Below are 25966 nucleotides of genomic sequence, written 5' to 3'. Positions count from 1 at the left end.
CCGCCCTTGCCAGAATGTGATTACTTCAATTAGCTTTACATAAAAATTAAATCTCGAGAAATGGAAACTAGAACACCAATAACAATAGAAGCAGCTATTAATGCGCCAGTAGAAAAAGTTTGGCAATATTGGTCGGAACCAGCGCACATTACAAAATGGACTTTCGCAGCGAGTGACTGGCATGCGCCTTATGCCGAAAACGATTTAAAAACCGACGGGAAATTCAAAACCCGAATGGAAGCAAAAGATGGCAGTATGGGTTTTGACTTCGAAGGAATTTACAGCAACGTAGAAGAGTATAAACTTATTGAGTATGGCTTGGGCGATGGAAGGCAAGTGAAAATCACTTTTGAAGAAACAGATGGCATAACAAAGGTTATCGAAACATTCGATCCAGAAAATCAGAACCCGATAGAAATGCAGCGAGACGGCTGGCAGTCCATTTTGGATAATTTTAAAAAATATACGGAAGAGAACTAAAATAACGAGCGCTTTCAAAATCAGGAAAGCGCTTTTTGTTAACCTATTTTTAGCCAGCCAGTAATGCTCATCCTTTGTTTGTTGGTTACTAAAACTTCATGAGCCAAATCGGCACTTTTAAAAAAAACACCTTTGCCGCTAACTGGAGAAATATTCTGCTGTGCATCATTTTGGTAAATGCGAAGCTCTCCTCCATCCTCAATTTTCCAATCTGCATTTAAATACAGAATTAGTGAATATTGCCGGCTGCCATTGTTTTGAAACTGATCTATATGTTTCTTGTAAAATGCTCCTGGTTGATAAAGAGTATAGTGGAATTCGTAGCCAGTAATGCCCGTGTAACAAGTATTATTTAAGTGAAGCACAAATTTATCCATCAAATCGAAAAACTCATTTTCGTATGGGTTATTATGTTTCCTATCCAGCCAATAAATTACATCACTTCTAACGAGTTTGTCCTGAACAACAATTTCATTGTTACCAACACCAGCGCTCAGAAGTTCATTATTTTGAAAAAGATGAATTAAATTGGCCTTTAATTGAGCAGCGAGAGCGATACTTAGGAAATTTTCTACAACACCAACCTTATCTTCGATATAACTATCAATAAGGCAATCGAATATCTCTGTCAATAAGTCAACGTTAATTAGAACAACACGTTCGAAACATTACAAGGTAATCTAATTAAAGTAGTGCCACGATTTTAATCTTATATATTTGGTAGATTTTAATTCCGAAGCAATGAATTCTATTTTCCCGGCTCAATATTCTACCTTATCGGCAACGGCCCTAAATAAATATCTCATTGACGTTTATCAACTGGAACAGGATACAACTTGTAGCTTACTAATTAGAAATGTGAGCGATACTTACCTGGTAGAGAACACAAAAGAGCGATACATATTTAAAATTTATCGTGATTCGCATCGCAAAATAAGTGAGATAGAAGCCGAAGTGGAGTTATTAAATATTTTAAAGTCAAATGGAAATTCTGTTTCTCATCCATTAAAAGATAGAAGTGGGAAACAAATACAACAATTTGATGCCATTGAAGGGACAAGAAATGGCATACTATTTTCTTGGGCTGAAGGAAATGTAATCATTGACTTGAATGAAGATCATTTAATCACACTTGCTAGAGACATTGCCAAATTACATCAAACCACTGTAAATCTAAAACTTGAGAATCAGCGACAACAATTCAACTTCGAAAACACGCTATTATCGCCATTGAGAACTTTGCAGCCTCATTTTAGAGAAATGGCTGATGAATATGAATATCTGAATGCACTATCTAAAAAGGTAATAGATAAATTTTCATCATTTAATACCTCAAATTTTTCTTATGGTTATTGCCACTACGATTTTTTTCCAAAAAACTTTCACTTTGACAAGGATGGTAAAATCACTTTCTTCGATTTTGATTTTGCAGGAGAAGGATTTTTAGTCAATGATTTGATGTCGTTTTTGAATCATTTTTTCTTCCATCAATTAAATAACCGGATTACCAAAGAGCAGGCGGAATCAGATTTCAATATTTTTTTAAAAGCTTATCAAGAAATTAGGACGTTAACCGATGATGAAATATTGGCAATTCCCTATCTAGGAATTAGTTTCCATATCTTTTTTTTAAAATTCTTTTACGATAATTACGATGATTGGTCTAACACATTCTTAACGCCAAGGTATGTAAAGCATCGAGTAGAATTGATAAAAAAATGGGTAGCGCTTTATTGTAACTTTTAGCAATAAATGTATTAAATATCGCAAGGCTTGGCTATCTTGTGTATAAAAAATCAACCTAAGATGGATCAGAAAATCATTACCCTTTACGACGAATATACCCACAGCCAGGTAAGCAGAAAAGATTTCATGAAAAAGCTTGCGCTTCTTGCTGGTAGTACGGCATTAGCGTTGACTATATTACCTATGTTAGAAAATAATTATGCTGCTGCAGCTGATTTTAATAGTGATGACATTGAAGTAGAAAATATTACTTACGCTGGTGTTGATGGTGATATGAGAGCGGTTTTAGCAAAACCAAAAGGCAAAAAAAAGTTGGGTTGTGTTTTAGTTATTCATGAAAACAGGGGCTTAAACCCACATGTTATCGATGTAACTAAACGCATTGCAGCCGAAGGTTTCTTAGCGCTTGGTGTAGATGCACTTTCTCCGCTTGGGGGAACACCTACAGATGAAGATAAAGGGCGGGAACTAATTGGTAAGCTTGATCAACAAAAGAACCTTCAAAATTATTTGAAAGGCCTGGAATATCTGCGCAACAGGAAAGATGGAAATGGTAAAGTAGGTTGTGTAGGTTTTTGCTGGGGCGGTGGAATGGCCAATAAACTGGCTGTTAACGATCCGAAATTGCAAGCGGCTGTAGCTTATTATGGCGCACAAGCTAATGCAGCCGATGTACCGAAAATTAAAGCCAGTTTGATGTTACATTATGGTGGCTTGGATGAGCGCATAAACGCTGGTATTCCTGCCTATGAGCAAGCATTGAAAGACAACAAAATAGACTATAAAATTTATATTTACGATGGCGTAAATCACGCTTTTAACAATAACACTTCGCCAACTAGGTACAATGAAGCTGCAGCTAAATTGGCTTGGCAACGAACTATCGATTTGTTTAAAAGTAAGCTCTCTATTTTAACTAGATAGCGGTTTAGAAAAGATCTGTACGTAGCATTTCTTTTAAAATATTCGATTGTACATCGAAATTATTGAGGTGATTTAGAAAGTTGATATCAGAAATTTTCTGGTAGCTGCTTTCTAATAAATCTTGCACATCTTTAGACATGGCCGTTTTCATCACCGCAGCATTACTTTTCAACTTATCATTTTTGTATTCTAATTCCTGAACAATTCTTTCCCGTTCTGAAAGATTGTTGGACGTATCGAGATCTTTAAAAACTGACAAATCACATATCAGGAACAGATTTCTGCTGGGATAAAACAGAAAATAAGTCTTGTTATCCAAAAACTTATATACCTCGATAATTAATTCGCCAGATTTTAAACCCAGATGAAACTCTGTTCTAAAATCGAACTTACAAAGTCTTCCCATTAATTTCTTTTCAATCACGGCGTATGCATTCGAATAAACATTTTTGCCTTGATAATCCACCAGTTGCGATAACTGTTCGGCTGTTAAATCGAAATAATAATCGTTTGCATACTTGGCACTGAATACGTTAATATTTTTCGAAAATGGAAAATCAGTACTTAGATCAGAGAGATTGTTATAGAGTCGCCTAAGCGATTGGTTTACTTTTAGTGTTTGCTTCTGTCTATCTTGCGTGAATTTATTTTTATCATCGAGCGAGGCTGAAATTTTATCGATCAAGGCTTCATTCAGGTCAATTTCATCATAAATTAAGGCCACATTTTTCTCATTGCTTTTCTTAATTTTCCGAAGTAAGGCAATAACACTATCTGTAAATTGTAAATGAAAAAGATCGAGTTTTTCTATTTCCAAATCTTCATTATTGGAAAATAGTTGATGAATAACCTGCGTTCTTAAGAAGATTTTATAAATAATTTCATCATCAAAAAACGCAGAGAGCAACTGTAAACGGTTGATCTCTGCGTTTGATTTATTTAAAATATTTAAACGGTATTCATCCATAGTTTAGTTTAGCTCACCCTCGTCACGTTCTTTTTCAACTCTGCTTCTAAAGTTTTCAATTCACCATCAAGCACTTTTCTGCTTTGTGCTCCAGCTTCATGAATCTGTTTCACTTCGTTTAATGTTTCGATTAACGAAGAGGTTGTCATTTTTAAGGTCTCCAAAGAAACAACAGTTTTTTCGTTTTCTTTAGCAACATCGATACTATTTTGTTTTAACATCTCTGCATTCTTCTGCAAAATGGTATTTGTTGTATCCGAAACTTTCTTTTGCATTTCTACATTGGCTTTTTGCCTTTGTAGCGCAACCGCAATGGTTAATTGGTTTTTCCAAACCGGAATAGTTGTAGAAACAATAGATTGTGCTTTTTCTGCAATTGATGTATTGTTATTTTGCACTACCCTAATCTGAGCCAGAGACTGTAACATAATGAAACGAACAATTTTCATATCCGCCAAACGTTTATCTAGGCGGCTGGTAAAATCTCTCAAATCAGCTATCTCATAATCTTGGTAATCTGCAGATCTGCCTTCCATTTCGGCAAGTTTAAGCTGCAGTTCGTTGTATCGCAACTGACCAGAAATAATCAAATCTTCCATTTGTTTGATGTAGCTTACATTGCTATCAAACATGGTTTGCAAAGCGGTATTGTCTTTAATTGAGTTTAATCGACCAGCTTTGATTTTGTTGGTGATCTTATCAATATTATTAACCACTACATCATATTTCTGAAACAGTTTTTTCACATCAACGACCAGATTTTTTAAAAATGGAATGCGAGAGATAAAACTTTTGAAGCCACTTTGCTCCAGTTCAGAAACATCAATATAGTTCAGTTCGGTAAGCAGTTCGTTAATAAGACCGCCCACTTCACCACTGTTGTAAGTTCTTACCGATGCTAAGAAATCGTTACTGTATTTCTCCATCGAATTTTGTGCTTCACTTCCATAATTTAAAATGGAATTCACATCAGATGGTTCTAAAGATTTTGCAATCTCTCTATATTTTGCAGTTTCTTCAGTGGTAATTACTTCGAGATTTACATTGCCATCTTTATCCAGTTTAACTGGCGTTAAATTCGGGATCGCTTCGTTTGGGTTGGTTTCCATAGTTATATTTAAGCTGTAAACTATAAATAGTTTTGAGTTACAGTTTTAACCGTTTCTTCTAATTTTTTATCCCGGGTTGGTTCTCCGATAGCATTGAATTTCCATTCGCCATTTTTTTTGTAGAAAACGCCCATAACCATAGATACTGAGCCTTTAAAGGCAGCGTCATTCGCAATATCGTAAGTAGCGAAAACCTCATTTACACGTTTGCTGGTGCCTTCGTAAATACGGATAGAAGCAAATGGAATAGTACCAAAGTCATGTCCTCTAAAGCTATTTAAAACAAAAGCTGCGTAATTAACATTGGCATCCAATTGAGCTAAATCCAAAGTAATTACTTCGTTATCCAGGCCATCGTCGCCACCCATGTCGCCAGTTAAATCATCGCCACTGTGCTTTACCGATCCGTTTTTAGATTTTAAGTTACCGAAATAAACCACCTCTAGAAGTTGCTTGCTGTCGTTATATAAAACACAGCTGGCATCTAAATCTACGGCTTCTTTTGATGAACCGAAACCAAACATTCCTTTCTTTTCAATAGCGCCCCAGTTAATACCAACACAAACATTTTGCAGCTTGCTTCCGTTTGATTTTTCTAAATTGATTCGCTGACCTTTTTGAAGATTGATTGCCATAATTTTATTGATATTTGTTTAAATAATCCTGTAAACCACCTTTCATACCCATTCCAACCGCTTCAAATTTCCATTTGCCTTCACGTTTGTAAATTCTGCCAAACTCAACTGCTGTTTCGATTGAAAAATCTTCTTCTAATTCATACTTCAAAATCACCTCATTGGTTGTGGCATCGAATATTCTTACAAAAGAGTTTCTTACCTGACCAAAGTTTTGTCTTCTCGTTTCAGCATCGTGAATAGTAACCACCACACAAATTTCGCTTACTCTTGGATCAATTTTAGTCAAATCTACTTTCACTTGTTCATCATCACCGTCGCCATCACCAGTTAAGTTATCGCCTGTATGTTCCACTGCTCCATCAGGAGAAGTTAAGTTGTTGTAGAAAACAAAGTTTTCGTCAGAAACCAGTTTTTTCTGATCGTTTAAAATAAAAATAGAGGCATCTAAATCGAATGCAGCACCAGTTGAAGAGCTGTTGGTATCCCAGCCTAAACCGATTGTAAATTTAGGTGCATCAATGTTTTCTCTTTGTCCTTTTTGCAAGTTAATAGCCATATCTTAAATTAATTTATAGTTGTTATTTTTGATGTAATCTTTAATTTGATGTAAATTTTTAGCGTAAGCTTCTATGGTATGATAGCCGTTTCCTAGTGCCAAATCGTACAATTCGTTTATAAAATTGCCATTTCTACGTTGGAGGAAGATGCTAAAACTTTCTGAAGCGGTATTGAGAATGTATTTAACAATCCTGGTGTTGAAACAAAAATCCCCTCCATCGATAATTTCCTCTAAATCGAAAATCGACTTGATTTGGTGGTAATTTAAGAAATTCTCTACGTTTGGATGAATGTTTTTATTCACCAGCTCGGCAAAGTAGAGCATATGCATTTCATTTGATAGGCCATACTCTTTAGCCATTTTCAAAATCATTCGCTCATGGCTACCCGTTATCCTGATATCATCTAGAAATAATAAGGTTTTCCCAACAAGAAAATCTTTATCAATATGAAAAGAATCATTACCGATCAGGCTTAAACGTTCTTCAGCACTTAGCTCGCCGTAATCTTCCTTGTAAGTAACCGTTCTATGCACTTTGGTTTCTTGTACCTGTAAGCCGCCGTTTTCTACCAACCAGCGATTTAGCTGAGAAACGAAATAGTTTTTCATTGCAAAGGTAGCTGTGGGAATAAAGCTATACGGACTTGAAATGACTACAATTTGATCAGTAATCAAATTATCAGCCAGGTAATATTTAATAAATCCATCTGCTAAATCCTTACCAAACGATTTTGCAATGAAGTTATCACCAAATTTAAAGCGACTGTAATGATCGGGATTGAAGCCAAAATCGGCTGTGTTATCAATTTTGTGAAGTGAGTACGTGTAAGGAATCATGAAAGTAACGTTAAAATAGATTGATTATTGGAGTTGATCAACATACTTTGTATACCCATTGCATTAGCGCCCCGAATATCAGCATGCGGATTATCCCCAACATGAATAATGTGTTTTAAATCAAGTTCGGGATGTTTGCTTCTATCAATGTTGTTTAACATCAATTCGAAAAATTTATGGTTTGGTTTTGATAGCCGTACCTCATCAGAATACAATTGAAAATCGATAAATTGATCTATTTGTAAATGATGGAGCACCTTTTTTAAGGTGTTACCTTTGATGAATCCGGTATTACTTAAAATATTGGTAGAACTTAAGTTGCTTTCTTTTATTTGAGAAAGAACGGGCAAACAATTTTCACAATATACAAGCGGCATGTGTTCAAAAAGCAGCTCTTCCATATCATTGTAAATCTTCTCTAAATCTACCTCGTTAAATTCGAAACTGAAATCGTTGATCATGCTAATCACCATGAGGTACATTTCATCAGCATCAACATTTTTACCGGTTTTTTCGTTAATGGCATTTACCATCAAATCTACCTGGCGAAAAATAGCACCCACCTCATCAATACTTTTTTGCTTAGCATTAAACTTCGCATGAAAGTACCTGGTTCTTTCGAGTTTAAACGTTGGGTTTGATTTAATCAACGTTAACCAAAGATCGAATGAATAATGTTTGTAAAAAGCCATTGCGCCTATTTCCTAATCTGTGTTATAAAATTCTAATATTACAAAATTGATCGTAGAACTAGAAATATTTGATTGTAAGTTTTATCACAGATAAGCTTTGTTTTTGATATTTAGATAGAGCAAAGAAACAAAATTATTGAACTTAAATGCACTTAACCAAAAATTTATTATACCGTTTAGAACGAAGATTGGCCCTTCTGTTACAGTTTAACAATAATTTAATTTAGGCTTAACTGATAGACAGATCCTTTTTCTCCAGTCAAAATAATAGCCTTGCCTTTTTTACCTTTTTGAACAGTGTTGAAACTCTGATCAGAAATATGTTTCCAATTCTTACCGCCATCAACGGATAAATCGGTACCTGATGTGCCTGTAGCTACCAGCGTCTTTGCATTAATGTAAGTTACGCCAGATCGATAACCAAAGACAGGTGTAATAGGCTTTTCCCAAGTTTGGCCACCATCACTGGTAAGCAACACATTGTTAGTGTTTATTTTATCCTGAACATAATCGCCGCCTACAACAACACCTACTTTTGAATTATAGAGATCCATAGAAAATGGACCTGTAGTTTCTTTACCTTGCAAAATTGGGCATTTAAATACATTCCAATTTCGACCGTAATCATCAGAATAATAAATATTAGAAACCATTCCGCCTGTAGAGATCCAAACTTTGCCACCCGCTAAGGTTTTAATGGTGCTTCCACTTGCAGCAAAACCAGCCTCACCTTTTGCTAAGGATACTTTTAAATTAGAAGATATATCGTGCCAGGTTTTCCCCGCATCTACAGTTTTGAGTAGCTGCATTTTATTCTTGATCGGATCGCCAAAAATAATGCCTTTGTTTTTGTCCCAAAATCCTAATCCATCCAAAAAAATGGCAGAATCTACGTTTTTATAATGTCCAGTCCAATTTGTGCCGCCATCAATTGTTTTTAAAACGTAAGCCGGTGAACCTGCGTTGACAATAATAGCTTGTTTATCGTCAAAGGCTTCAATATCTCTAAAATCAAGTTTTTCGTATCCCTTTGGTTCAATCCATTGCCAGTTTTTACCACCATCAATAGTTTTTCCAACTGATCCATTGCTTCCACTTACCCAAATTATCTTATCACTTACCACACTTAAGCCACGTAAACTGGTTTTGGTGTTTTCATTTAGTGGTTTCAAATAATACGATTGTGCAGCGCAAAAAAAAGGTGCCATTAAAAGGCACCATAAAATTTTTTTCATCTTAACTATTTTACTCTTCTAAAGGTTTCCGAACGTCCAAGTAGTGAAATTCCTACATAACCGCGAACGTTTAACACATCATTTCCTTTTAAAGTCATGTTACAGCTATAAGTTTTACCACTTTTTGGATCGTATATCGTACCATCAGTCCACTTGCCATCTTCATAAACAAAGTTTTTCAAAATCTCTAAATTAAGCAATGGTCTTTTTTGCAAACCAGCATCCGGATTTCTAGCATCTAACTTTGGTTTTCCATTTAGATTTGGTTCTTTCATCCAGGCCAATTTTCCATAATATTTATCTCCTTTTTTGAAGATCTCTATTTGTCCTTCGCCAGATGAATTAAGCCATTTACCAACTATAGCATCTTTGCTTTGCGCAAAAGCTGAAAATGAAACCGCCACAAAAAGCAGCAGCAAAAAGGGAAATTTTCTCATATTTTATTATCAGTTAGTTTAAAGATAATTAATCATCTTTTATATTGAAACAATAAATAAAGCAAAAAAGTATGAGAAAGTTTTAATAAGGGAAAATATTATTTCGAAATGATGGGCAAATATTTTTGGCAGTAAGCGTAGAATAAAAACAAGTTAAATAATAACATTACACCAACAATAGGCAATTCTTTAGGGCCTAAAAAAGCATGATATAAGAAAATATTTAAGGTTATTGGAAAAATAATTATTGCTGCTAATGGTGCCGTTCTTCCTATCAATAACATCAGGCCAGCTATTAACTCTGTAACTTTAATTAAAGGAAATAAGTATTTCGCTACCATAATTCCCGACATAAAGGTGGTTTGATCAGCCGTCATTTTGGGCATTTCGCCCATTGAAATATTAAATAGAACTGGTACTGAAGCAAAAATATACATGCCTCCTAATAATACGCGGATAGTAATTACTGCAATTTTCATGTTTTAGTTTATTAAGTTTTATGTGGCCTGTTTTATAAACTTAACCAGTCGTTTACAAACTGCTCCAATGCAGATCGCTTCATTTTGATGTCTTCCACACCATAAAACCGAGCTTCTCTTCTATCTTTCCAACTTCCTTGTAAAAACGATGGATCTTCAATCATTTTGCCATCGTGAAAGATAAATATAATTTGAACATATCCCTTGGCCCTAAGATTAAACGCAGCCATATCCTTTTTGCTATAAAAGCTTGGCGCATTCCATTTTACCCTTTCCGCTATATTGCTGTTAGCATTGATTATGATGGAACGCAACAACAATATTTCTTCTTTATAAGGATGATTCAACTGGTTGATAAATTCATCAACTTCGGCTTTGCCACGTAAACTAAGTTTCTTTAACGGCATGATGTCTTTGTTAGTTGAATATCCATCCAATGCTGCCACTCTCCATTAACTCTTTGTTCCCAAGTACCTTCTATTTTATTAAGCTTAAATTTACCCTGAAAACGCTCACTATCGGCAAAAATGAGAATGATGTTATCAAATATTTTATTGTAGATATTGATATTGACCCATCACTTCCAAAGGCTTGTGTCCTGAAAACATCTTCCAACTCATCATAATGAATAATTTCTACCGAGCTAGTTTTCACATCCGCAAGATTGACATCCACATAATGTATCATAAAAAAAGCACCGTCTATCCATTTATACACGTCGGTACCAATAATGCTTTTTCCATCAACTGTTCGCCCCTGGGTAGTCCAATTTCCTACAAAGGGCTGTAAAAGCTCCAGTTTTTTGTTCCTCATTAAAGTTATCTTTTGAATTCAATTGATGCAAACAAGTGCAATTTTAGCTAACAATTACATATAACTCATTCCTGCGTAGCCCAGCAACCTTCTCCATAGTGCTATTTGTCCGATGCAATTGGCTTCGCGATAGCTGGTAAAACTAATCATATCAAACAAAGTCATTTCCATGCCTGGCATTTCTATTTTTTGATTCAATTTTTCTTCTGATGCATTAATCAATGCATCATGCAGCAAGGATGAAATCGATTTCCAATCTCTTTTAAAATCAGCTAGTGAAGGATAAGTAGCGTCATCAATTATGCCGTGGTTATCTTTAAAAAGTTCACCTGTTAAAAATTCAGCATCTATACCCAATAAGCTTGCAAGATAATAGCGACCAGAAACCACACTCCCCGTTATCCAAGCGATGTGGTTTGCTTTCGTATCCAACCGTTTTTGCGCATCTGTTTCCTTGATTCCGTCTAGCGCTCTTAAAAGAAAATCGGTCTGCATTTCATATAGCACCATAAAACCATAAAGTTTGCTGCATTTTGGCTCTACACTCATAATTAAATTCCTTTATTAATGACAAAATAAAATTAGCCAATACTATAAAATTGAAGTGTTGCTATTTAGGTCATATTAAGGGGGTAAATCAGACAGGCGAACTTCTACAAATAAGACAATTTAAGAATAATTACGGCGAATGTTCAAGTAGATGCTAGAATAACAAATCAACTAAGTAAACAGTTTTCAACATTATTTTTGGAAATGTTTATAATTATTGAGATTATTTAACGTTTCTACTATAATATTTATCATAACTTAATGTTATAATTACACTAACCAAATAATCAACATTATGAGCACTTTCCTAATTATCACCGCAGCATTTTACATATTATCTTTTGGACTTATGTTATATTGTTATTTCTCAGCTGAACAAATTCCCAGCGAAGACGAAAAATTTTAATACATTCCAATCTAAATTAACGCTCATCAAGTATCTAATTAAAATTGAATAGTCATACCTGGATTACAGCTATCCAAAATCAGATCGATTACTTCCCATCAATCCACTTTAAAATACTCGTGGTTGTTCCTGTATAGTACAGAATTAGAAATACTACAAGAAGTACAAGTAAAATCCAAATAATTGGCCAACCTTCAAATTTTCGTTTTGAGGTTGATTGATAATAATCATCAAAATTCTTATGCTCATTTTCTACCCTATTTACCCCATTTTCAGATTTTGGATCAGACAGATTGCTCATAAAATATATTCGGTTAGTATACAAAACTAACTTTTAAACTCAACATTAAAACATATGCTGCAATATCAATAAGATTTTGCTGCCTTAAAATTTAAATGGATAATCCCATCATACATTAAATTTTGCATAATGTGTCTCTATATTTTAATCTCACAAAAAAATTAGATAAATTATTAATGGGTATTCATCAAACAATCTTTGTAAATGCAAAAACCCATTCAACAAATTTGTTAAATGGGTTTTTCGATATGTGTTAGATGGAATTAAGCTCTGAATCCACCAGATACTTCAATTCTCTGTGCATTAATCCATTTTGAATCATCTGAGCAAAGAAATGCAACAACGCTTCCAATATCACCAGGCAAACCAACTCTTCCTAAGGCAGTTTGTGAAGAAATAAGCTGGTTATATTCTGCACTGTCACGAACGGCACCTCCTCCGAAATCTGTTTCGATAGCTCCAGGAGCGATAGAATTCACTCTGATTTTTCTGCTTCCCAATTCTACAGCCTGATATCTTGATAATGAATCAATAGCCGCTTTCATTGCGCCATAAGCTGAATAACCTGCAAAAGAGAACCTTGCCAACCCAGAAGAAGTATTCACCACGCTGCTTCCATCATTTAATAAAGGCAATAACTTTTGCGTTAAGAAATAAGGCCCTTTAAAATGGATATTTGTCATTGCATCCAATGTTTCTTCAGTTGTAGTTTCGAAACTCTCGTTAATTCCGATTCCGGCATTATTTACTAACGCATCTAATTTTGCTGAAGAAAATTGGGTATCTAAAAGATTTTTTACCTCCGAAACAAACTGATTAAATCCAGCAGTTGAAGAGATATCCAAATGTAATGCAAATGCTTTTTGCCCTAATGCTTCGATTTCTTTTACTACTTCGTCAGCAGATTCTTTCTTTGTTTGATAGGTTAGAATAATATCAAATCCTCTATTTGCTAATGCGATAACCGAATCTTTACCCAACCCGCGGCTGGCACCTGTTACTAAAGCTATTTTACTTGTCATTTTATTTCGTTTTAATTACTATAACAAAGATCATCAACAAAGCCAATGAGGTGTTTGTACAAATCAAACGAAAATTTGCGAAAATCAAACAATAGCTAATTCTCTGAAATGTTGTGGCGATTGGTTTCCATATTTCTTGAAAAAATTTGAGAAATGTGCTACCTCTTCAAATCCTAATGTAAAGGCAATTTCAGAAACATTCCAGGAAGTTTGTGTAAGCAAAATTTTAGCTTCTCTAAAAATGCGACTGCCGATGATTTCGCCGGTGGTTTTACCTGTGGTATCTTTCAAAACTCTGTTAAGGTGATTGATATGAACGCCTAAAATCCCAGCGAAATCTGCTGGGGTTTTTAATTTTAAGATTTGACTAATATTTTCAATCGGAAACTGTCTTTCCAATAGCTCGATAAATAAGGTTGTGGTTCTCGAAGCGGCAGTTTTAATGTTTTCTACCGGCAGAATAGGCTTTAATTTTTGCCCAAAATGAATCAGCTCCATCAGATAGTTCCTTAACAAATCGTACTTATAAATATAATCAGATTGTATCTCCTCATGCATTTTTAAGAAAACAGCTTCAAATTTTTGATACTGTTCTGTTGATATTTGATAGACGAAATCGCTTTGCGGCGAAAAAACAGGCAGATTGTCGAGTTCTAATCCAATCTTTGAGGCAGGAAGAAAATCTTTGGTAAAAACGCAAAAATGCCCAGATTGATCTGTACGAAGATGGGTGTAGTTATAAGGGATTTTAGGAGAAGCAAACAGCACAGCGCAATCGTCAATCACCACCGTTTTGTCTGCATATTCCACTCTATTTTGCCCACTAATCAAGCTTATCTTGTAATAAGTTCTCTTATTGTAAGGCACACCTGTTTTCGAGGTGCAGGTCTTGGCAATTTCTGAAATATCAAAAACATTGAAATGGCCGACATCTTTATGAATGTTATCCGTTAGAAATTGATTTATATCAGGACAGCTTTCTCCCAATATATCCTGATAAAATTCTTTGATCGTGATGGAGTTCATTTTATTTGTAAAAATCAAAGATAAGTGTTTGGAATATAAATTACGATAAAGTCTTATGCTTTTTAAGTATCTGCAAAAATTGTTATCAGGATAATTGAGGTTGAATATCTTTCAAGCCTTTGCAGCTTGTCAGGGATTATTTTTTTTATGTCTTCTATTTTAGAGATCCTAATTAATAAATCATTAATTGTGTATTCTTTCTATCCAGTCTTATTTCAGACATTACCAATACAAACGGTAATCATAAAGCTTAATAATGGGATAGCAATTTGCATGAAGTTTTTTGCCCTATTAATCATCAAATTTTGGTGCCGAAGTAGATATTTTTTATTAGAATAAGCCATGTTGCCCAAATCCGTTGAAAAGAATCCGTTTTGGCCATTAGTATTATACACCTTGATTTCGTCAGCTTCTAGTAGTTCTGAAAGAATAAGTGGCCACCTCTTCCCATCATTACCCAGAAATTCTATGATTCTTGATCTTTCGACAAAAATATCTTTATTCCCTTCATTAATAGAAGCTAAGCTTTTTGCTGAAAGTAGTACTAAGAGGTCATGTCTTAATTTATCGATTTTCATAATCAAATAATCTATCTTAAAAAGATTTAGGAAAAAAGCCCTGTAGATATTTAATTTACAGGGTTTTACATTAAAAAAAAGCACCGATTAGCAAAAATACATTAAACATTTAAATCGCTTTTTGTTGCTTATTGAGCCTATAATCGAGATTTGGAGAGAAAAAACTCATTTAATCCGACGTCAAAAATCAAGGTGATTTTAGATTAGGTCACCTTGACCAGATGATAATAGAACAAATAATTTGGCAAATATGAAAAATTATAAGTAATGCGTATTTGGATACAACGATGGCCAGTAATTCAAATGATTTTTCGGATAAATTGATTAAAACAGTATTTCAAAGTACAAAAAAATACAGCTTATTTAAGTGAGAGATAGCCGAACTCAATGCTTAAAGCTACCTATATAAACGCACCTTTCTCTATTGAAAATAATTGAGAAGTGATTGGTAGAATAGCAGATAATTAGGTCCCTAATATCACTTCTTTTTTATAGCATAGTCAAAGATTATACATTCGATGAGACTGATTGATAGAAATGATATAGAATTGTGGGCTAGTAAAATAGATTCCAAAGGCTATTTTCCTATCTTGATCTCTAGACTTGTTTAGGCAACTACGCCTTTGAGTACATTAACAGACTTTCCTTCCGGCACTGCTGCGAATGTGGAAGGTTGGGATGGCATTGTCAATTGCCGAGAGAATTGCGGTTATGTTCCTGAAGGCATTTCACTTTGGGAACAAAATTGATCCTCATCAATAAGCATAGCTCAAGTGTAGAAACGCTGATGAGCAAGGAATTCAATAAGCAAAAGATAATAAATTGAGGTAGAAGTGCTACTAAAAAAAAATCTATTAAAAATTTAAGTTGAATCTGGCTATTGACCGCTAAACGATTCTGATGAGAGAATGCTCTCAAATCGGATAATCTATTCTATAGTCATGATAAGAAAACTGACTATCCACTGCAAACGAACCTAGGAACATTGCAGACTAACCCTAAAATCATATCGTGGATTAAAGCCGTAGAATTCGACCCTTATGAATTATTTGGAAAAAGGTAGCGAGGTGTTATCTTGCTACCTTTTGAGAGAAACTTAGCTATGACTATTAATCCAAACCTTCATCCTTGCATTTGCATACCACAGAGAATCTTGTAATCCAAAGTTATGTGACATTGCATATTGGTATGCCTCAGACCATGCAGCTAATGCATTAGTTGGTTCAGGCGCGGACATGGCCCTGTTTGCTGTACTCTGAGCTCCGGAAGTACTTGGAGCTTTCGGAGTAGTTTGTGCTTTTGAGGAAGTTGGCAAAAAAGCTAGTGCTGAAAAAGCAAAAATTGCTGATAAGATGACTTTTTTCATGATTTGTGATTTGAATTTATGTTTAACATTTAGTATTTGCATTGATAAATAATACGGCTAATCAATACCTGTAATTGCAATCCAGTGAATCTGCGGTCTAACGCGATGAAAAGCCATAGCACAAGTATAAATAATTTATATCACATATATGTGATATAAATTATATTTTATTAACTTTGACAGATGGCCAGTGCAACTTTGATATCTTCCATAATCATAACATCAGGAGATTTTAGTCATAGTTCTGATTCCTGCGAAAGCCGAAAAAGAATTTTCATCATCAGAGGCATGGGTCCTACCGCTGAGTTTTAACCATAATGGGATTTACTCAGTGAAAAATCGGATAGCAAACAACATATGGACGGCAAAACGATTGGAGCTAAAACCTGGATCAAAACTGAGATATCACCAAAGTTTTTAATCGCATAGAAAATAAATGGAAACAGTAATTATTAAACCACTCAGCGAAAGCTTAAAGAGATATGTGCAGTATTTTCTATTCTTAAGGAAGTCAGATAGCAGCCAGGTCAACTACACCACTTTCCCCAACAGCAATCTATGTCTGGCGATCTACAAAGAGAACTCGGTTAATTACACCAGCAGTACTTCCATCAACCGGTGCATCATTGAATCGGGAAGCATGAGTTTTACCAGCCGTATTTACGGCTACCACGCTATGCCATTTAACGTCAGCATAGATACCCGTATTAATCAAATCTGCATCATTTTCCATCTTGCCGCCATACGCTGGAAAAACCAATTCAATTGACCCCTCTTCGCCAAAATACTAAAACAAAGACAAGCAATAATTTACAACAAATATATTTCTGGTGAGATGGGGTTATTCTATTCTGGTTTATTCAGCAGTATGAAGGGATCTATTATCAGAACTGCTGATTCTTATAATAGATTAGGATATAATATAGTTATCCTTAAAGATCCCCTTAATACGTAATAAGCAGCCCCTGAAAGATAAAACTTCAAAAAATTTGTGTTACCTTAATACTAAACTAATAGAGAGTGAGGTATCGTTATGGATTAACTACACTGCTTTCAGAATTTACCATACGCACCAACTTGCTATCAATGTAAACGCCATCTTGTTTAATATTGGTTGCTTTAAGCTGTTTCACATCGTCTAAATAAATCATTGGGAGCAAATCTGGTTGGTGTAGGCTAAGCTGAAAATTATCTATTGTGATATTTTTTGCATGGCGGATAAACAACCCAGATGCAGGCAAACTCCAGCCAAACATACGGTTCTCTAGATACTCCTTTTCACTTTCCGGCACCTTGCGATCAGCATCTTCTTTAGTACCACCACCCACACTGCTCACAAAAATATCTCTCAAAACAACATTCTCGATATCAAAACCTGGCAAACCTGCAATAGTGCTAGAAATGCGACTATGAGAAGTAGCAATCACATTGCTGATGATGACATTCTTTAGGCTTCCTGTAGGATTTTTTCGACTACCCAATCTCATAAAATTGGCGTTTGTACACCAGTCATACTAATATTTGTAATCGTTACCTGATCCATTAGGCCTCCATCCACAATCTATAGAGCGATGCCCGAAATTCCAGTAATTTTTTCTGTCATACTAGCGTAATTCCTCAAAATTGAAAACCGGTGGTTTTATGAGATTTTAAAATCTGTCTAGGATTTAATCAATATTCTAAAACCCCAGCTTCCCAAAAACTTGTATCATAAAACAAAGTCTATTTTATTTACAAATAACGCTTTTAGTGATACAAAAATGAAGATAGGCTGCGCCAGAATTTCTAGTAAAGAAACAAGTTAAATAATGGATTTAAGCACTTCGTCAGGCTGAATGTGATGTAATTTAAAATAAGACAATTTCCGGAGCGCCGGCGATTAGTAGCGAATCCGATAAGACGATTTGTTCAACTTCAAAAAGGTGATGAACTAGTTATTTGGAGATTAGACCGTTTAATAAGAAGCTTAAAACACATTATCGATTTGGTTTTAAGGCTAAGCGAAGCGGGAATTGTTATCAAAGGTTTAACCAATGGGGTAGATACATCGACAATGGCTTCATTAGCCGAGTATGAAAGAGAATGAGGAAATTTTAAATAAAGCCAAAATATTTCTGCTGATGGTGTGGACGTTTCAGATATTAATATGCTCGATATCATTGCTAATGATTCAATAACATTTCCTCTAACAATCTAACTTCTGCGTCGACCAATAATTATTAAAATAATGCCGGTAACTATGGTAGGTAACCAAAGAACAAAAGAATACATCCCCGCTTTATTTACTAAAGAATTTAAATTGTTTCCTTGGTAAGTAAACATAGATACTCCGAAAAAAAACATGACTATGCCTAATAAGATAAGGCATAATCCAACTGTACGAGTTGTTGTCATTGAGGGATTTGGTATCAGGTATGTGTTAAATATATAGCTTTCTGAATGTTTTGAGATATGTTAAGTATCAAAAAACGGACAATTGGTTTAACCAAAAATTACACACACTTTTTTTATTTAAACTTTGACGCATATCCACTCTCATCTAGGAACTTTCTAAAGTCTTTTATGTGAAGGATATCTGAAATAGCTTTTTTCTTATCGGATGCCTTGTTGTAATAGGATTCTGTAATTTTATATCCGATCCAATAACCTAGATCAGGAGGATAACCATTTTTAGGTTTATAGTTATACATCCAATCATGGCTATCCTCCCTATCATTCATGATTTGCTTGAACTCCAACCATAATTTAGCTTCATTAGCATTGCCATAATTATGTGTCTGCTTATTTGGCCCTCCACCGGAAATAAGTTCTCCTATGAAATCAGCACTACCTTCATTAATACAAGCGGCCAGTAGATCTAGGTTTTTCTTGGGAATACTATCCTGTTGATAATGGATGAGTTCATGGGCAACCATATAGGGGACTGTGGCTGATTGAATCATTTCGGCTCCTATAACTAAGCCTGTTGGATTAGAGTGTCCCCCAGAATTAAATCTACCAATCACAAAATATATATTTGGATAGACTGCTTCAGGATAAAGATATTTTAACGCCATAAATGCCGCCCGGCATTGCTTCTCGTTGTCCAACATTTTTAGGCTGTTCAGCCTGGCTTTTTCATAGTCATTCTTCCGTTCTCGAACTGTGTTCATCAGAGACGTTGCGTTTTCTATTCTGCCTTTTGTAAATGCTTGCACACCAGCGGAACCTTGTTTTAAATAGATGTTTTCAAAAGGGTTAGACTGTGGCTCAGTATCAATCTTATCAAACGCTTCCCAAAAGTTAGTTATATCACTTGTTACGAATGATGCCTTAAGCGGATCAGAAACGGACTGCGCAGAGGAAAAATTGAAAAGAGTTATAGTGGTAAAAATTGCTAATAGCGCATTTTTCATATTAATCGAGTGAATCAAAGATAAGATGACATAAACCTAAAATAGGTATTCAATAATCAATAAACAAACAGCTATTCAAATATAATCATACTCTCAATGAAAGGTGGCTTTTTAATAGGCTACGAATTCGTGAGTAAATTTTCGTCTCAAAAACGAACTTTAATTTGTCATTGTATTTTATCATTTCTTCATTATAAAACTAAAAATTGAGTTTGATTAATGAAATGAGTTTATGATAATATAGGAAAAAAGCGGAGTACAGCAGTATAATCGTAGGCAACTCTGCTAACTATAATCCATTCTTAAGCCCCACCTCCTGAAAACTTATTAAATAATCAGGGAATAGCGAGAAAGATTATTTGCTGCGCCCTATCAGAATCAAGTATCTCTCAAAATAACTAATGAACAAAGAATTAGATCTATACGTAGCTCTATTCTTTAAGATATTTTACTGGGTTTATTCTGATAGCGATAAGTATTTGTGAGGCAATTGCTGTCCAAGCCATCACAAAGGCTAAAAAGCCTGCAAAAGCAAAATGCCACCACTGCAAAGATATTCTGTAGGCAAAGCTTTCGAGCCAATTGCCCATTATCAAATATCCTATCGGAAAAGCTATGAAAATTGCAATAAAAATAATTCTGACAAAAAATGTCGATAGCAGAGATATAACACCTAGATCGCTACATCCCAGCGTCTTTCTAATCGCAATCTCCTTTGATCTTCTCTCCACCATAAATGCCGCCAGTCCAAACAAACCGAGACATGAGATGATAATTGCAGTACCTGCAAAATACCTCGATAAGATAGCTATCTTGTTTTCGAACGTGTATTGCACCTGATAGTCATCATCTAAAAATTTATATTCAAAAGGAAGATTTTCGTTAAATTCTTTATATAGTTTTTCAATATTTTCTATGGCCATCTTTTCTGACCCAGATTTAATACGCACTAATATATTGCCACCATTTTCATAGTCAATCTTAAAAAAGAAGGGCTTAACTTTTTCAAAAAGTGATTCGAAATGAAAGTCATCGACAACACCTATTATCTGTCTATTCCCGTAAAAGTTCACTGTTTTACCGATAGGATCCTTTATCCCCATTGTCTTTATTGCAGCTTTGTTAAAAACGATTGCCGAGGTGTCGGAGCCAAATTCGGGCGAAAAGCTTCTACCTTGCTCTATTTTTAGATTAAGCGTCTCAATAAGGCCAAAATCAACATCCAGATAATCAAATTTTGTGTTTTTCTGATCTAATGCTTGTCCCTCCCATGACAGTCCACCTGAACGGGAGCTGATACCACCGGCTAAACTTCCATACATATATGATGCATTTACCACTCCAGGCGTACTTTTTAGTTGGGAGATAAACGACTTAAAGTTTTTATCTAATTTTCCCTGTTTGTCAAAAGAAATAACATTGTCTTTTTCGTAGCCCAGGTTTTTGTTTTTTACAAATTTTATTTGGTTGTATATTACAGAAACAGATATGATTAATATAATAGAGATAACAAATTGGAATACAACCAATCCCTTTCTAATTAAAAGTTCACTTTTTGTACTGTTTAATTTGCCTTTTAGGGCATTCGCTGGATTAAATCCAGAAAGGTAAAATGCTGGATAGCTGCCAGCAGCCAAACTGGTTAATAGGCTGATGCTGAATAGCGCCAATATTAGCTTCAGGTCAAAATGTAGACTTAAGGATTTACCTGTTATGGAATTGAACTGTGGTAGTAATAATTCTGTGGCAAGCAAAGCAACGAACAGTGAAATAGCTGTTAGTAACATTGACTCTCCAATATATTGAACCATTAGCGCTCCCCTTTTTGCTCCCAATACTTTCTTTATGCCCACTTCCTTCATTCTTCTGGAGGCCTTTGCGGTAGAAAGATTCATAAAGTTGATGCATGCTATGCCAAGAATGAACAACGCGATTACACCAAATAGACGCACATAAACCATTCTTCCGACTATTGGAACTCCGTTTTCATAACTACCATAAAGATATCGTTCTGAAAAACGCTGTACGAATAGGGTTTCTTTTGTGTTTTGTCGTTTAGTAAGAAACAGCTCAGTAATTTTGTCATTCACACTTTGGATATCTGCATCTTTCTTTAAAATTAGAAAGGTTGACGGGCCGCCATTAGACCACTCCTTTACTTCAGGCCGTTTTTCTAAAAAGAGGTCATAGCTGAATAGTACATCAAACGTAGTTGAGGCACTAGGCTGAGACTTGAAAATTCCGGATATGATATATTGACCTGCAAAATATTCGTTCTCAAATGCTATGGTTTTCCCGATAATGTTCTTCGTCGTTTTAAACAGTTTATAAGCGGTTTCCTCCGAAATTGAAATTGCGCTTTTATGCAATAACACTGAATTCTTATCTCCTTCAATAAATTGATAAGTAAAAACGTCAAAAAAACCCTGATCAGCAAACTGAGGGATAGTGAAAATTTTTGATCTACCAGCCGAAAGTGCACCCTTGTAGGAAATGTTGGGAGGTACGACTGCTACAGCACGCTCGACTTCTGGAATAGAAGATGCAAGGGCACGGGCCAGGAGTCCAGGAGTGTATTCTTCGGTATTTACCGTATTGTTAAGTGGTTCATTTCTTAATACTTGATATAGATATGTATCATTGTCATTGAACTTGTCAATGTTTAACTCATCCCTGATCCAGAAATAGATTAAAAGAGTACATATCAATCCTATAGATAATCCGATAAGATTTACAAAAAAGGAAATTTTAAACCTCTTAAAATTTCTGTATATAAATAATAAATGATGTCCTATCACAGATTTGAAAGTTTAAATGTCACTAATCAAAAGCACTTAAATATGATGTGCAAGTTCTATAGTTCGTTTCTATTATTATGCCAAGTAATGCTTACTTCAAACATACCTCCCAAGAGCCTATTTGTAATGCTACGAAAGCGTTAGGTGTTCAATTTCGGACAGTCAGATGAACGCTATCGAACATTCCTTCCAAAATATAGGGAGCGGTTGAGCAGTTTCCATTCAGCTTTAATATGTTAAAATTTTGATTTAATTAGATGAAGTTAGGCGTTTAGAACATTTTAGTTAGTAAAATATCATTTATAAAAAAACGGTGAATTTTTGATAGGCGTTCACATTCGCTTTTAAATTTGTCTCAAAAAAAACGAAGTTATGCATCCCCCTTGTATATCTCTCGTTCAGTTGTAAGTTTAAATGCACCAAATTCGGCAAAGAAAAAAATTAAAAAAAATTAATTGAATGCAACCTCAAATGGCTAATTTTCATCTCAAGTTTTATGAAACGAATTTTAGCAGTAATTATATTTTTGACGCCTTGGATAGTAAAAGCTCAAAATGACAAATCATTGATTGCCGATAGCGTAAGAGCTTACTTAGATAGCAGCTTAAATATAATTAGAAAGCACTCCTTAAATACTAAAGTAAATTGGAATGATTTACGGTCAAATGTTTATGCTAAAGCTATTGGAGCAAAGCGGTATGAAGATGTTCTACATCTATATCCTTATATATTCGAGCAAATTGATGATCATCACGGCAGTTTAAAATTTAGAGAAAAAACATATAGTTGGAATAAAAAGGCAGCCAATCCTATAAACAATATTATAGCCACCGCTACAAAAAAATATCAATCCGTTCATGCAGAAAAGATTACTAAAGATATTGCCTACATTTTAATTCCTGGAAACAACGATTTTAGAGGAAAGCAAATGGATAGCATCGCTAAAGAAATTAAAAATGCACTATCTAAAGTCAATGACAAGAATATCAAAGGATGGGTTATTGATTTGAGAGTAAACACTGGAGGCAATATGTATCCAATGATCGCGGGTTTAAGCGATTTAATAGGAGAAGGAAAAGTTGGTGGATTTCTCACCTCCACATACGAGCCTGATGGATCCTGGATTATTAAGAATGGCACTTTTTATGTCGACTCAGTTAAAGTTTCGCCTATAAAATATAGTGGCTATCCTGTGGGTAAAGATATACCTGTCGCAATTTTGATCAGTGGAAATACCGCAAGTTCTGGTGAAATGACCGCAATCTCATTCATTGGCCGAACGAAATCTGTTATTATTGGCGAGCAAAGTGGCGGTTATACGACGAGTAATCTAGGCTTTAAATTAAATAAGTATTCAGGACTCAATTTAGCTGTAGATTATGCGGCAGATCGTAATGGAAAAATCTATCCAAAGTATCTTGAACCAGATTTGAAAGTTGTTAATGGTGATAACTTCGAAAACCTGAAGGATGATTTAAAAATCAAAAAAGCATTAATTTGGCTCAGAAAGAATAAATAGTTCATAACTGTCTCAAAAAAAAAGTATTCATCCCCTACTGCTTATCTTTCAGCTGAAAGTTTAATTGCACAAATTGCGGCAAAGAAATAAAATTGTCTCAAAAAACGAACTTTAATTTGTCATTATATTTTATCATTTACTCATTATCAAAAACTAAAAATTGAGTTTGATTAATGAAATGAGTTTATGATTATATAGGAAAAAAGCGGAGTACAGCAGTATAATCGTAGGCAACTCTGCTAAGTATAATCCATACTTAAGCCACGCCTCCTGAAAACTTATTAAATAATCAGGGAATAGTGATAAATTAAATTCTCAACACCTACTTTAAGATTTTGCACGTTATTTTATTAGTATTATATTTGTAATACGGAAATGGTGTCCTTCCGATTCAACCGCTTTTAAGAGCTAATGGCGCCTACAATAACCTATAGGTAATTAAACCTACAGGATCAAACTATTGTAGGTGAAAATATTAAAATCAACATTTCAACAATACATCTTATTTTCAACCATTCCGGTTGTGATGAAATTTTTCTGCTTCTCATCCCTTGAAAAAGGAATTCTACAATCTAAATCTTCTAATAAGAACTATTACCAAAGGCCTTGGTATAGGATTATCTCATTCTTGGTTGATAAGTCTTTCTGTTTAATAAGAATACATTTTTTGTGTCTGAGTTTTTTAAGGCAAAAAGATGAAATATTCCATTTACCAGTGCCAGCTAACCTTCGGAAAATGTTACTCTTATTGCAATTCATTTGTTATCAAACTGAACAAACACTAAAATTCAATATCAAACAAAAACTATGAAATTATCAAAAATTCATGCCCGCGAGATCTTAGATTCCAGAGGCAATCCAACTGTAGAAGTTGAGGTTACAATTAATGGTACCACATCAAGAGGTATCTCCCCATCTGGCGCCAGTACTGGCGAAAAAGAAGCAGTAGAGCTTCGTGATGGGGATCAGTCCCGTTACCAGGGTAAAGGAGTTGAGATTGCTGTATCTGGCTTAAATAAGGAGGTTAATAGCGCAATGGCTGGACAAACATTTGAAAGCCAGGAAGCATTTGATAAAAGACTGATTGAACTCGATGGAACGGAAAATAAATCCAGGCTGGGTGCCAATTCCATGCTTGCAGCTTCAATTGCTTTTGCACGTGCTTCTGCTAGTTCAAAACAAATTCCATTGTACAGACAGTTAGTAGAAAGAGACCAATACATTATGCCGGTACCCTGCATGAATGTAGTCAACGGTGGCCGTCATGCCGATAATAATGTGGACTTCCAGGAATTTATGATTGCACCACACAATGCACCTACATTTAAGGAAAGCATCCGTATGGGTGAAGAAGTATTTCATACTCTTAAATCATTGTTAACAGGTAAGGGTTATTCTACAGGTGTTGGTGACGAAGGTGGATTTGCGCCAAACTTAAAATCCAATGAGGAAGCAGTTGAAGTCATCATGGAGGCAATAAAAAAGGCTGGTTATAAGCCTGGTGAAGATATTTCAATCTGCCTTGACCCAGCAACGAGTGAGCTATGGAAAGATGGTAAATACAGCCTGTTTAAAAGCACGAAAGAAAACTTTACCTCTGATCAGTTGATTGACCTTTGGGAGCAGTGGATTGATAAGTATCCTATCGTTTTACTGGAAGATGGTTTGGGTGAAAATGACTGGGAAGGCTGGAAAAAAATGACAGACCGCCTGGGCAAGAAAGTAGAATTGGTAGGTGACGATATTTTCTGCACCAATCCAGAGATCATCCAACAAGGTATAGATGCAGGTATTGGTAATAGTGTGCTAATCAAATTAAACCAGATCGGAACCATTTGGGAAACATTGCAGGCTGTTGAACTGGCACAGAAAAACAATTATCATTGTTTTATTTCCCATAGAAGTGGTGAAACAGAGGATACGACAATTGCTGATCTTGTCGTGGCCACCAATGCTGGTCATATTAAAACTGGTAGCGGTTGCCTCTCCGAGCGAGTATCTAAATTCAATCAATTGCTTCGCATAGAGGAAGAATTGGGTGGTCAAAGCTCGTTTGCAGGTAAAAATACTTTCAAAAAATCATAATCTAT

28 protein-coding genes and 1 riboswitch are annotated in these 25966 nt (G+C 35.1%); of the genes, 6 read left to right on the top strand and 22 right to left on the bottom strand.

The genetic code is table 11. The features are described from left to right. Positions 1–60: 60 nt before the first annotated feature. Complete coding sequence (locus ASE92_RS09340) at positions 61–480, top strand: SRPBCC family protein (RefSeq protein WP_056849827.1); 420 nt, start codon at positions 61–63, stop codon at positions 478–480. Positions 481–518: 38 nt separating this feature from the next. Here ASE92_RS09340 and ASE92_RS09335 read toward each other — a convergent pair whose 3' ends face one another. Beyond that, positions 519–1112, bottom strand: a complete 594-nt coding sequence (locus ASE92_RS09335; protein WP_056849826.1) for a 2OG-Fe(II) oxygenase — start codon at positions 1110–1112, stop codon at positions 519–521. 109 nt (positions 1113–1221) lie between these two features. On the opposite strand from ASE92_RS09335, the gene ASE92_RS09330 reads away from it, so the two are divergent. Further along, positions 1222–2226 carry a phosphotransferase enzyme family protein gene (locus ASE92_RS09330; RefSeq protein ID WP_056849825.1) on the top strand — a complete coding sequence of 335 codons (1005 nt, stop codon included), beginning with the start codon at positions 1222–1224 and terminating at the stop codon, positions 2224–2226. A 60-nt stretch (positions 2227–2286) separates the two neighbouring features. Next, a complete protein-coding gene (locus ASE92_RS09325; protein ID WP_056849824.1) occupies positions 2287–3150 on the top strand; it encodes a dienelactone hydrolase family protein in 864 nt (287 codons plus the stop codon). A 4-nt stretch (positions 3151–3154) separates the two neighbouring features. Here the strand turns inward: ASE92_RS09325 and ASE92_RS09320 are convergent, their stop codons facing one another. From ASE92_RS09320 to ASE92_RS09230, 19 genes are all read right to left on the bottom strand, one after another. After that, the gene (locus ASE92_RS09320) at positions 3155–4117 is read right to left on the bottom strand and encodes a hypothetical protein (protein WP_056849823.1); all 963 of its coding nucleotides are present in this window, start codon (positions 4115–4117) and stop codon (positions 3155–3157) included. 8 nt (positions 4118–4125) lie between these two features. Further along, positions 4126–5226 carry a toxic anion resistance protein gene (locus tag ASE92_RS09315; protein ID WP_056849822.1) on the bottom strand — a complete coding sequence of 367 codons (1101 nt, stop codon included), beginning with the start codon at positions 5224–5226 and terminating at the stop codon, positions 4126–4128. 20 nt (positions 5227–5246) lie between these two features. Further along, the gene (locus tag ASE92_RS09310) at positions 5247–5861 is read right to left on the bottom strand and encodes a TerD family protein (protein ID WP_056849821.1); all 615 of its coding nucleotides are present in this window, start codon (positions 5859–5861) and stop codon (positions 5247–5249) included. A gap of 4 nt (positions 5862–5865) precedes the next feature. After that, positions 5866–6420 carry a TerD family protein gene (locus tag ASE92_RS09305; RefSeq protein ID WP_056849820.1) on the bottom strand — a complete coding sequence of 185 codons (555 nt, stop codon included), beginning with the start codon at positions 6418–6420 and terminating at the stop codon, positions 5866–5868. A gap of 3 nt (positions 6421–6423) precedes the next feature. Next, positions 6424–7260, bottom strand: coding sequence for a phosphoribosyltransferase family protein (locus ASE92_RS09300; protein WP_056849819.1), 837 nt, complete (start codon positions 7258–7260; stop codon positions 6424–6426). Then, entirely contained in the window at positions 7257–7952 is a 696-nt protein-coding gene (locus tag ASE92_RS09295; protein ID WP_056849818.1) for an HAD family hydrolase, read from the bottom strand. Before ASE92_RS09295 ends, ASE92_RS09300 begins: the two co-directional genes overlap by 4 nt. Before the next feature lie 218 nt (positions 7953–8170). Further along, positions 8171–9187, bottom strand: a complete 1017-nt coding sequence (locus tag ASE92_RS09290) for an oxidoreductase (RefSeq protein ID WP_056849817.1) — start codon at positions 9185–9187, stop codon at positions 8171–8173. Between the two features lie 5 nt (positions 9188–9192). Beyond that, positions 9193–9624, bottom strand: coding sequence for a DUF2147 domain-containing protein (locus ASE92_RS09285; protein ID WP_056849816.1), 432 nt, complete (start codon positions 9622–9624; stop codon positions 9193–9195). 98 nt (positions 9625–9722) lie between these two features. Next, positions 9723–10103 carry a DoxX family membrane protein gene (locus ASE92_RS09280; protein ID WP_056849815.1) on the bottom strand — a complete coding sequence of 127 codons (381 nt, stop codon included), beginning with the start codon at positions 10101–10103 and terminating at the stop codon, positions 9723–9725. Between the two features lie 32 nt (positions 10104–10135). Next, positions 10136–10510, bottom strand: a complete 375-nt coding sequence (locus ASE92_RS09275; RefSeq protein WP_056849814.1) for a DUF1801 domain-containing protein — start codon at positions 10508–10510, stop codon at positions 10136–10138. A 70-nt stretch (positions 10511–10580) separates the two neighbouring features. Then, on the bottom strand, positions 10581–10916 hold the full coding sequence (locus tag ASE92_RS09270) for a hypothetical protein (RefSeq protein WP_056849813.1): 336 nt from the start codon (positions 10914–10916) through the stop codon (positions 10581–10583). A 54-nt stretch (positions 10917–10970) separates the two neighbouring features. Next, the gene (locus ASE92_RS09265; RefSeq protein ID WP_056849812.1) at positions 10971–11465 is read right to left on the bottom strand and encodes a hypothetical protein; all 495 of its coding nucleotides are present in this window, start codon (positions 11463–11465) and stop codon (positions 10971–10973) included. Positions 11466–11959: 494 nt separating this feature from the next. Next, the gene (locus ASE92_RS09260) at positions 11960–12172 is read right to left on the bottom strand and encodes a hypothetical protein (RefSeq protein ID WP_056849811.1); all 213 of its coding nucleotides are present in this window, start codon (positions 12170–12172) and stop codon (positions 11960–11962) included. A 263-nt stretch (positions 12173–12435) separates the two neighbouring features. Then, positions 12436–13194, bottom strand: coding sequence for an SDR family NAD(P)-dependent oxidoreductase (locus ASE92_RS09255; protein WP_056849810.1), 759 nt, complete (start codon positions 13192–13194; stop codon positions 12436–12438). Positions 13195–13278: 84 nt separating this feature from the next. After that, positions 13279–14220: an AraC family transcriptional regulator gene (locus ASE92_RS09250; protein ID WP_056849809.1), complete on the bottom strand. Its 942-nt coding sequence runs from the start codon at positions 14218–14220 to the stop codon at positions 13279–13281. Positions 14221–14435: 215 nt separating this feature from the next. Continuing rightward, complete coding sequence (locus tag ASE92_RS09245) at positions 14436–14798, bottom strand: hypothetical protein (RefSeq protein ID WP_056849808.1); 363 nt, start codon at positions 14796–14798, stop codon at positions 14436–14438. A gap of 1096 nt (positions 14799–15894) precedes the next feature. Beyond that, entirely contained in the window at positions 15895–16164 is a 270-nt protein-coding gene (locus ASE92_RS09240) for a hypothetical protein (protein ID WP_157255699.1), read from the bottom strand. A 556-nt stretch (positions 16165–16720) separates the two neighbouring features. Next, a complete protein-coding gene (locus ASE92_RS09235; RefSeq protein ID WP_157255698.1) occupies positions 16721–16897 on the bottom strand; it encodes a hypothetical protein in 177 nt (58 codons plus the stop codon). Between the two features lie 298 nt (positions 16898–17195). Then, the gene (locus ASE92_RS09230) at positions 17196–17651 is read right to left on the bottom strand and encodes a hypothetical protein (protein WP_056849805.1); all 456 of its coding nucleotides are present in this window, start codon (positions 17649–17651) and stop codon (positions 17196–17198) included. A gap of 365 nt (positions 17652–18016) precedes the next feature. Between ASE92_RS09230 and ASE92_RS21715 the strand changes: the two genes are divergently transcribed. Further along, positions 18017–18250: a recombinase family protein gene (locus tag ASE92_RS21715; protein ID WP_082454998.1), complete on the top strand. Its 234-nt coding sequence runs from the start codon at positions 18017–18019 to the stop codon at positions 18248–18250. 421 nt (positions 18251–18671) lie between these two features. Here ASE92_RS21715 and ASE92_RS09225 read toward each other — a convergent pair whose 3' ends face one another. Together ASE92_RS09225 and ASE92_RS09220 are read right to left on the bottom strand one after the other, a co-directional pair. Then, complete coding sequence (locus ASE92_RS09225; RefSeq protein ID WP_056849804.1) at positions 18672–19559, bottom strand: DUF2268 domain-containing putative Zn-dependent protease; 888 nt, start codon at positions 19557–19559, stop codon at positions 18672–18674. A 431-nt stretch (positions 19560–19990) separates the two neighbouring features. Then, on the bottom strand, positions 19991–22357 hold the full coding sequence (locus ASE92_RS09220) for an ABC transporter permease (protein WP_082454997.1): 2367 nt from the start codon (positions 22355–22357) through the stop codon (positions 19991–19993). Positions 22358–22853: 496 nt separating this feature from the next. On the opposite strand from ASE92_RS09220, the gene ASE92_RS09215 reads away from it, so the two are divergent. Then, positions 22854–23876, top strand: a complete 1023-nt coding sequence (locus ASE92_RS09215) for a S41 family peptidase (RefSeq protein ID WP_056849802.1) — start codon at positions 22854–22856, stop codon at positions 23874–23876. 362 nt (positions 23877–24238) lie between these two features. Beyond that, positions 24239–24304: riboswitch (Fluoride riboswitch) on the top strand. 379 nt (positions 24305–24683) lie between these two features. After that, the gene (gene eno / locus ASE92_RS09210; RefSeq protein WP_056849801.1) at positions 24684–25961 is read left to right on the top strand and encodes a phosphopyruvate hydratase; all 1278 of its coding nucleotides are present in this window, start codon (positions 24684–24686) and stop codon (positions 25959–25961) included. The last annotated feature ends 5 nt before the right edge of the window (positions 25962–25966 follow it).

The sequence above is a fragment of the Pedobacter sp. Leaf41 genome (genome assembly GCF_001422545.1).
Lineage (GTDB): Bacteria > Bacteroidota > Bacteroidia > Sphingobacteriales > Sphingobacteriaceae > Pedobacter.
Note: the sequence above shows the minus strand (reverse complement) of the source record. Positions and strands in the feature narration are given on the sequence as shown.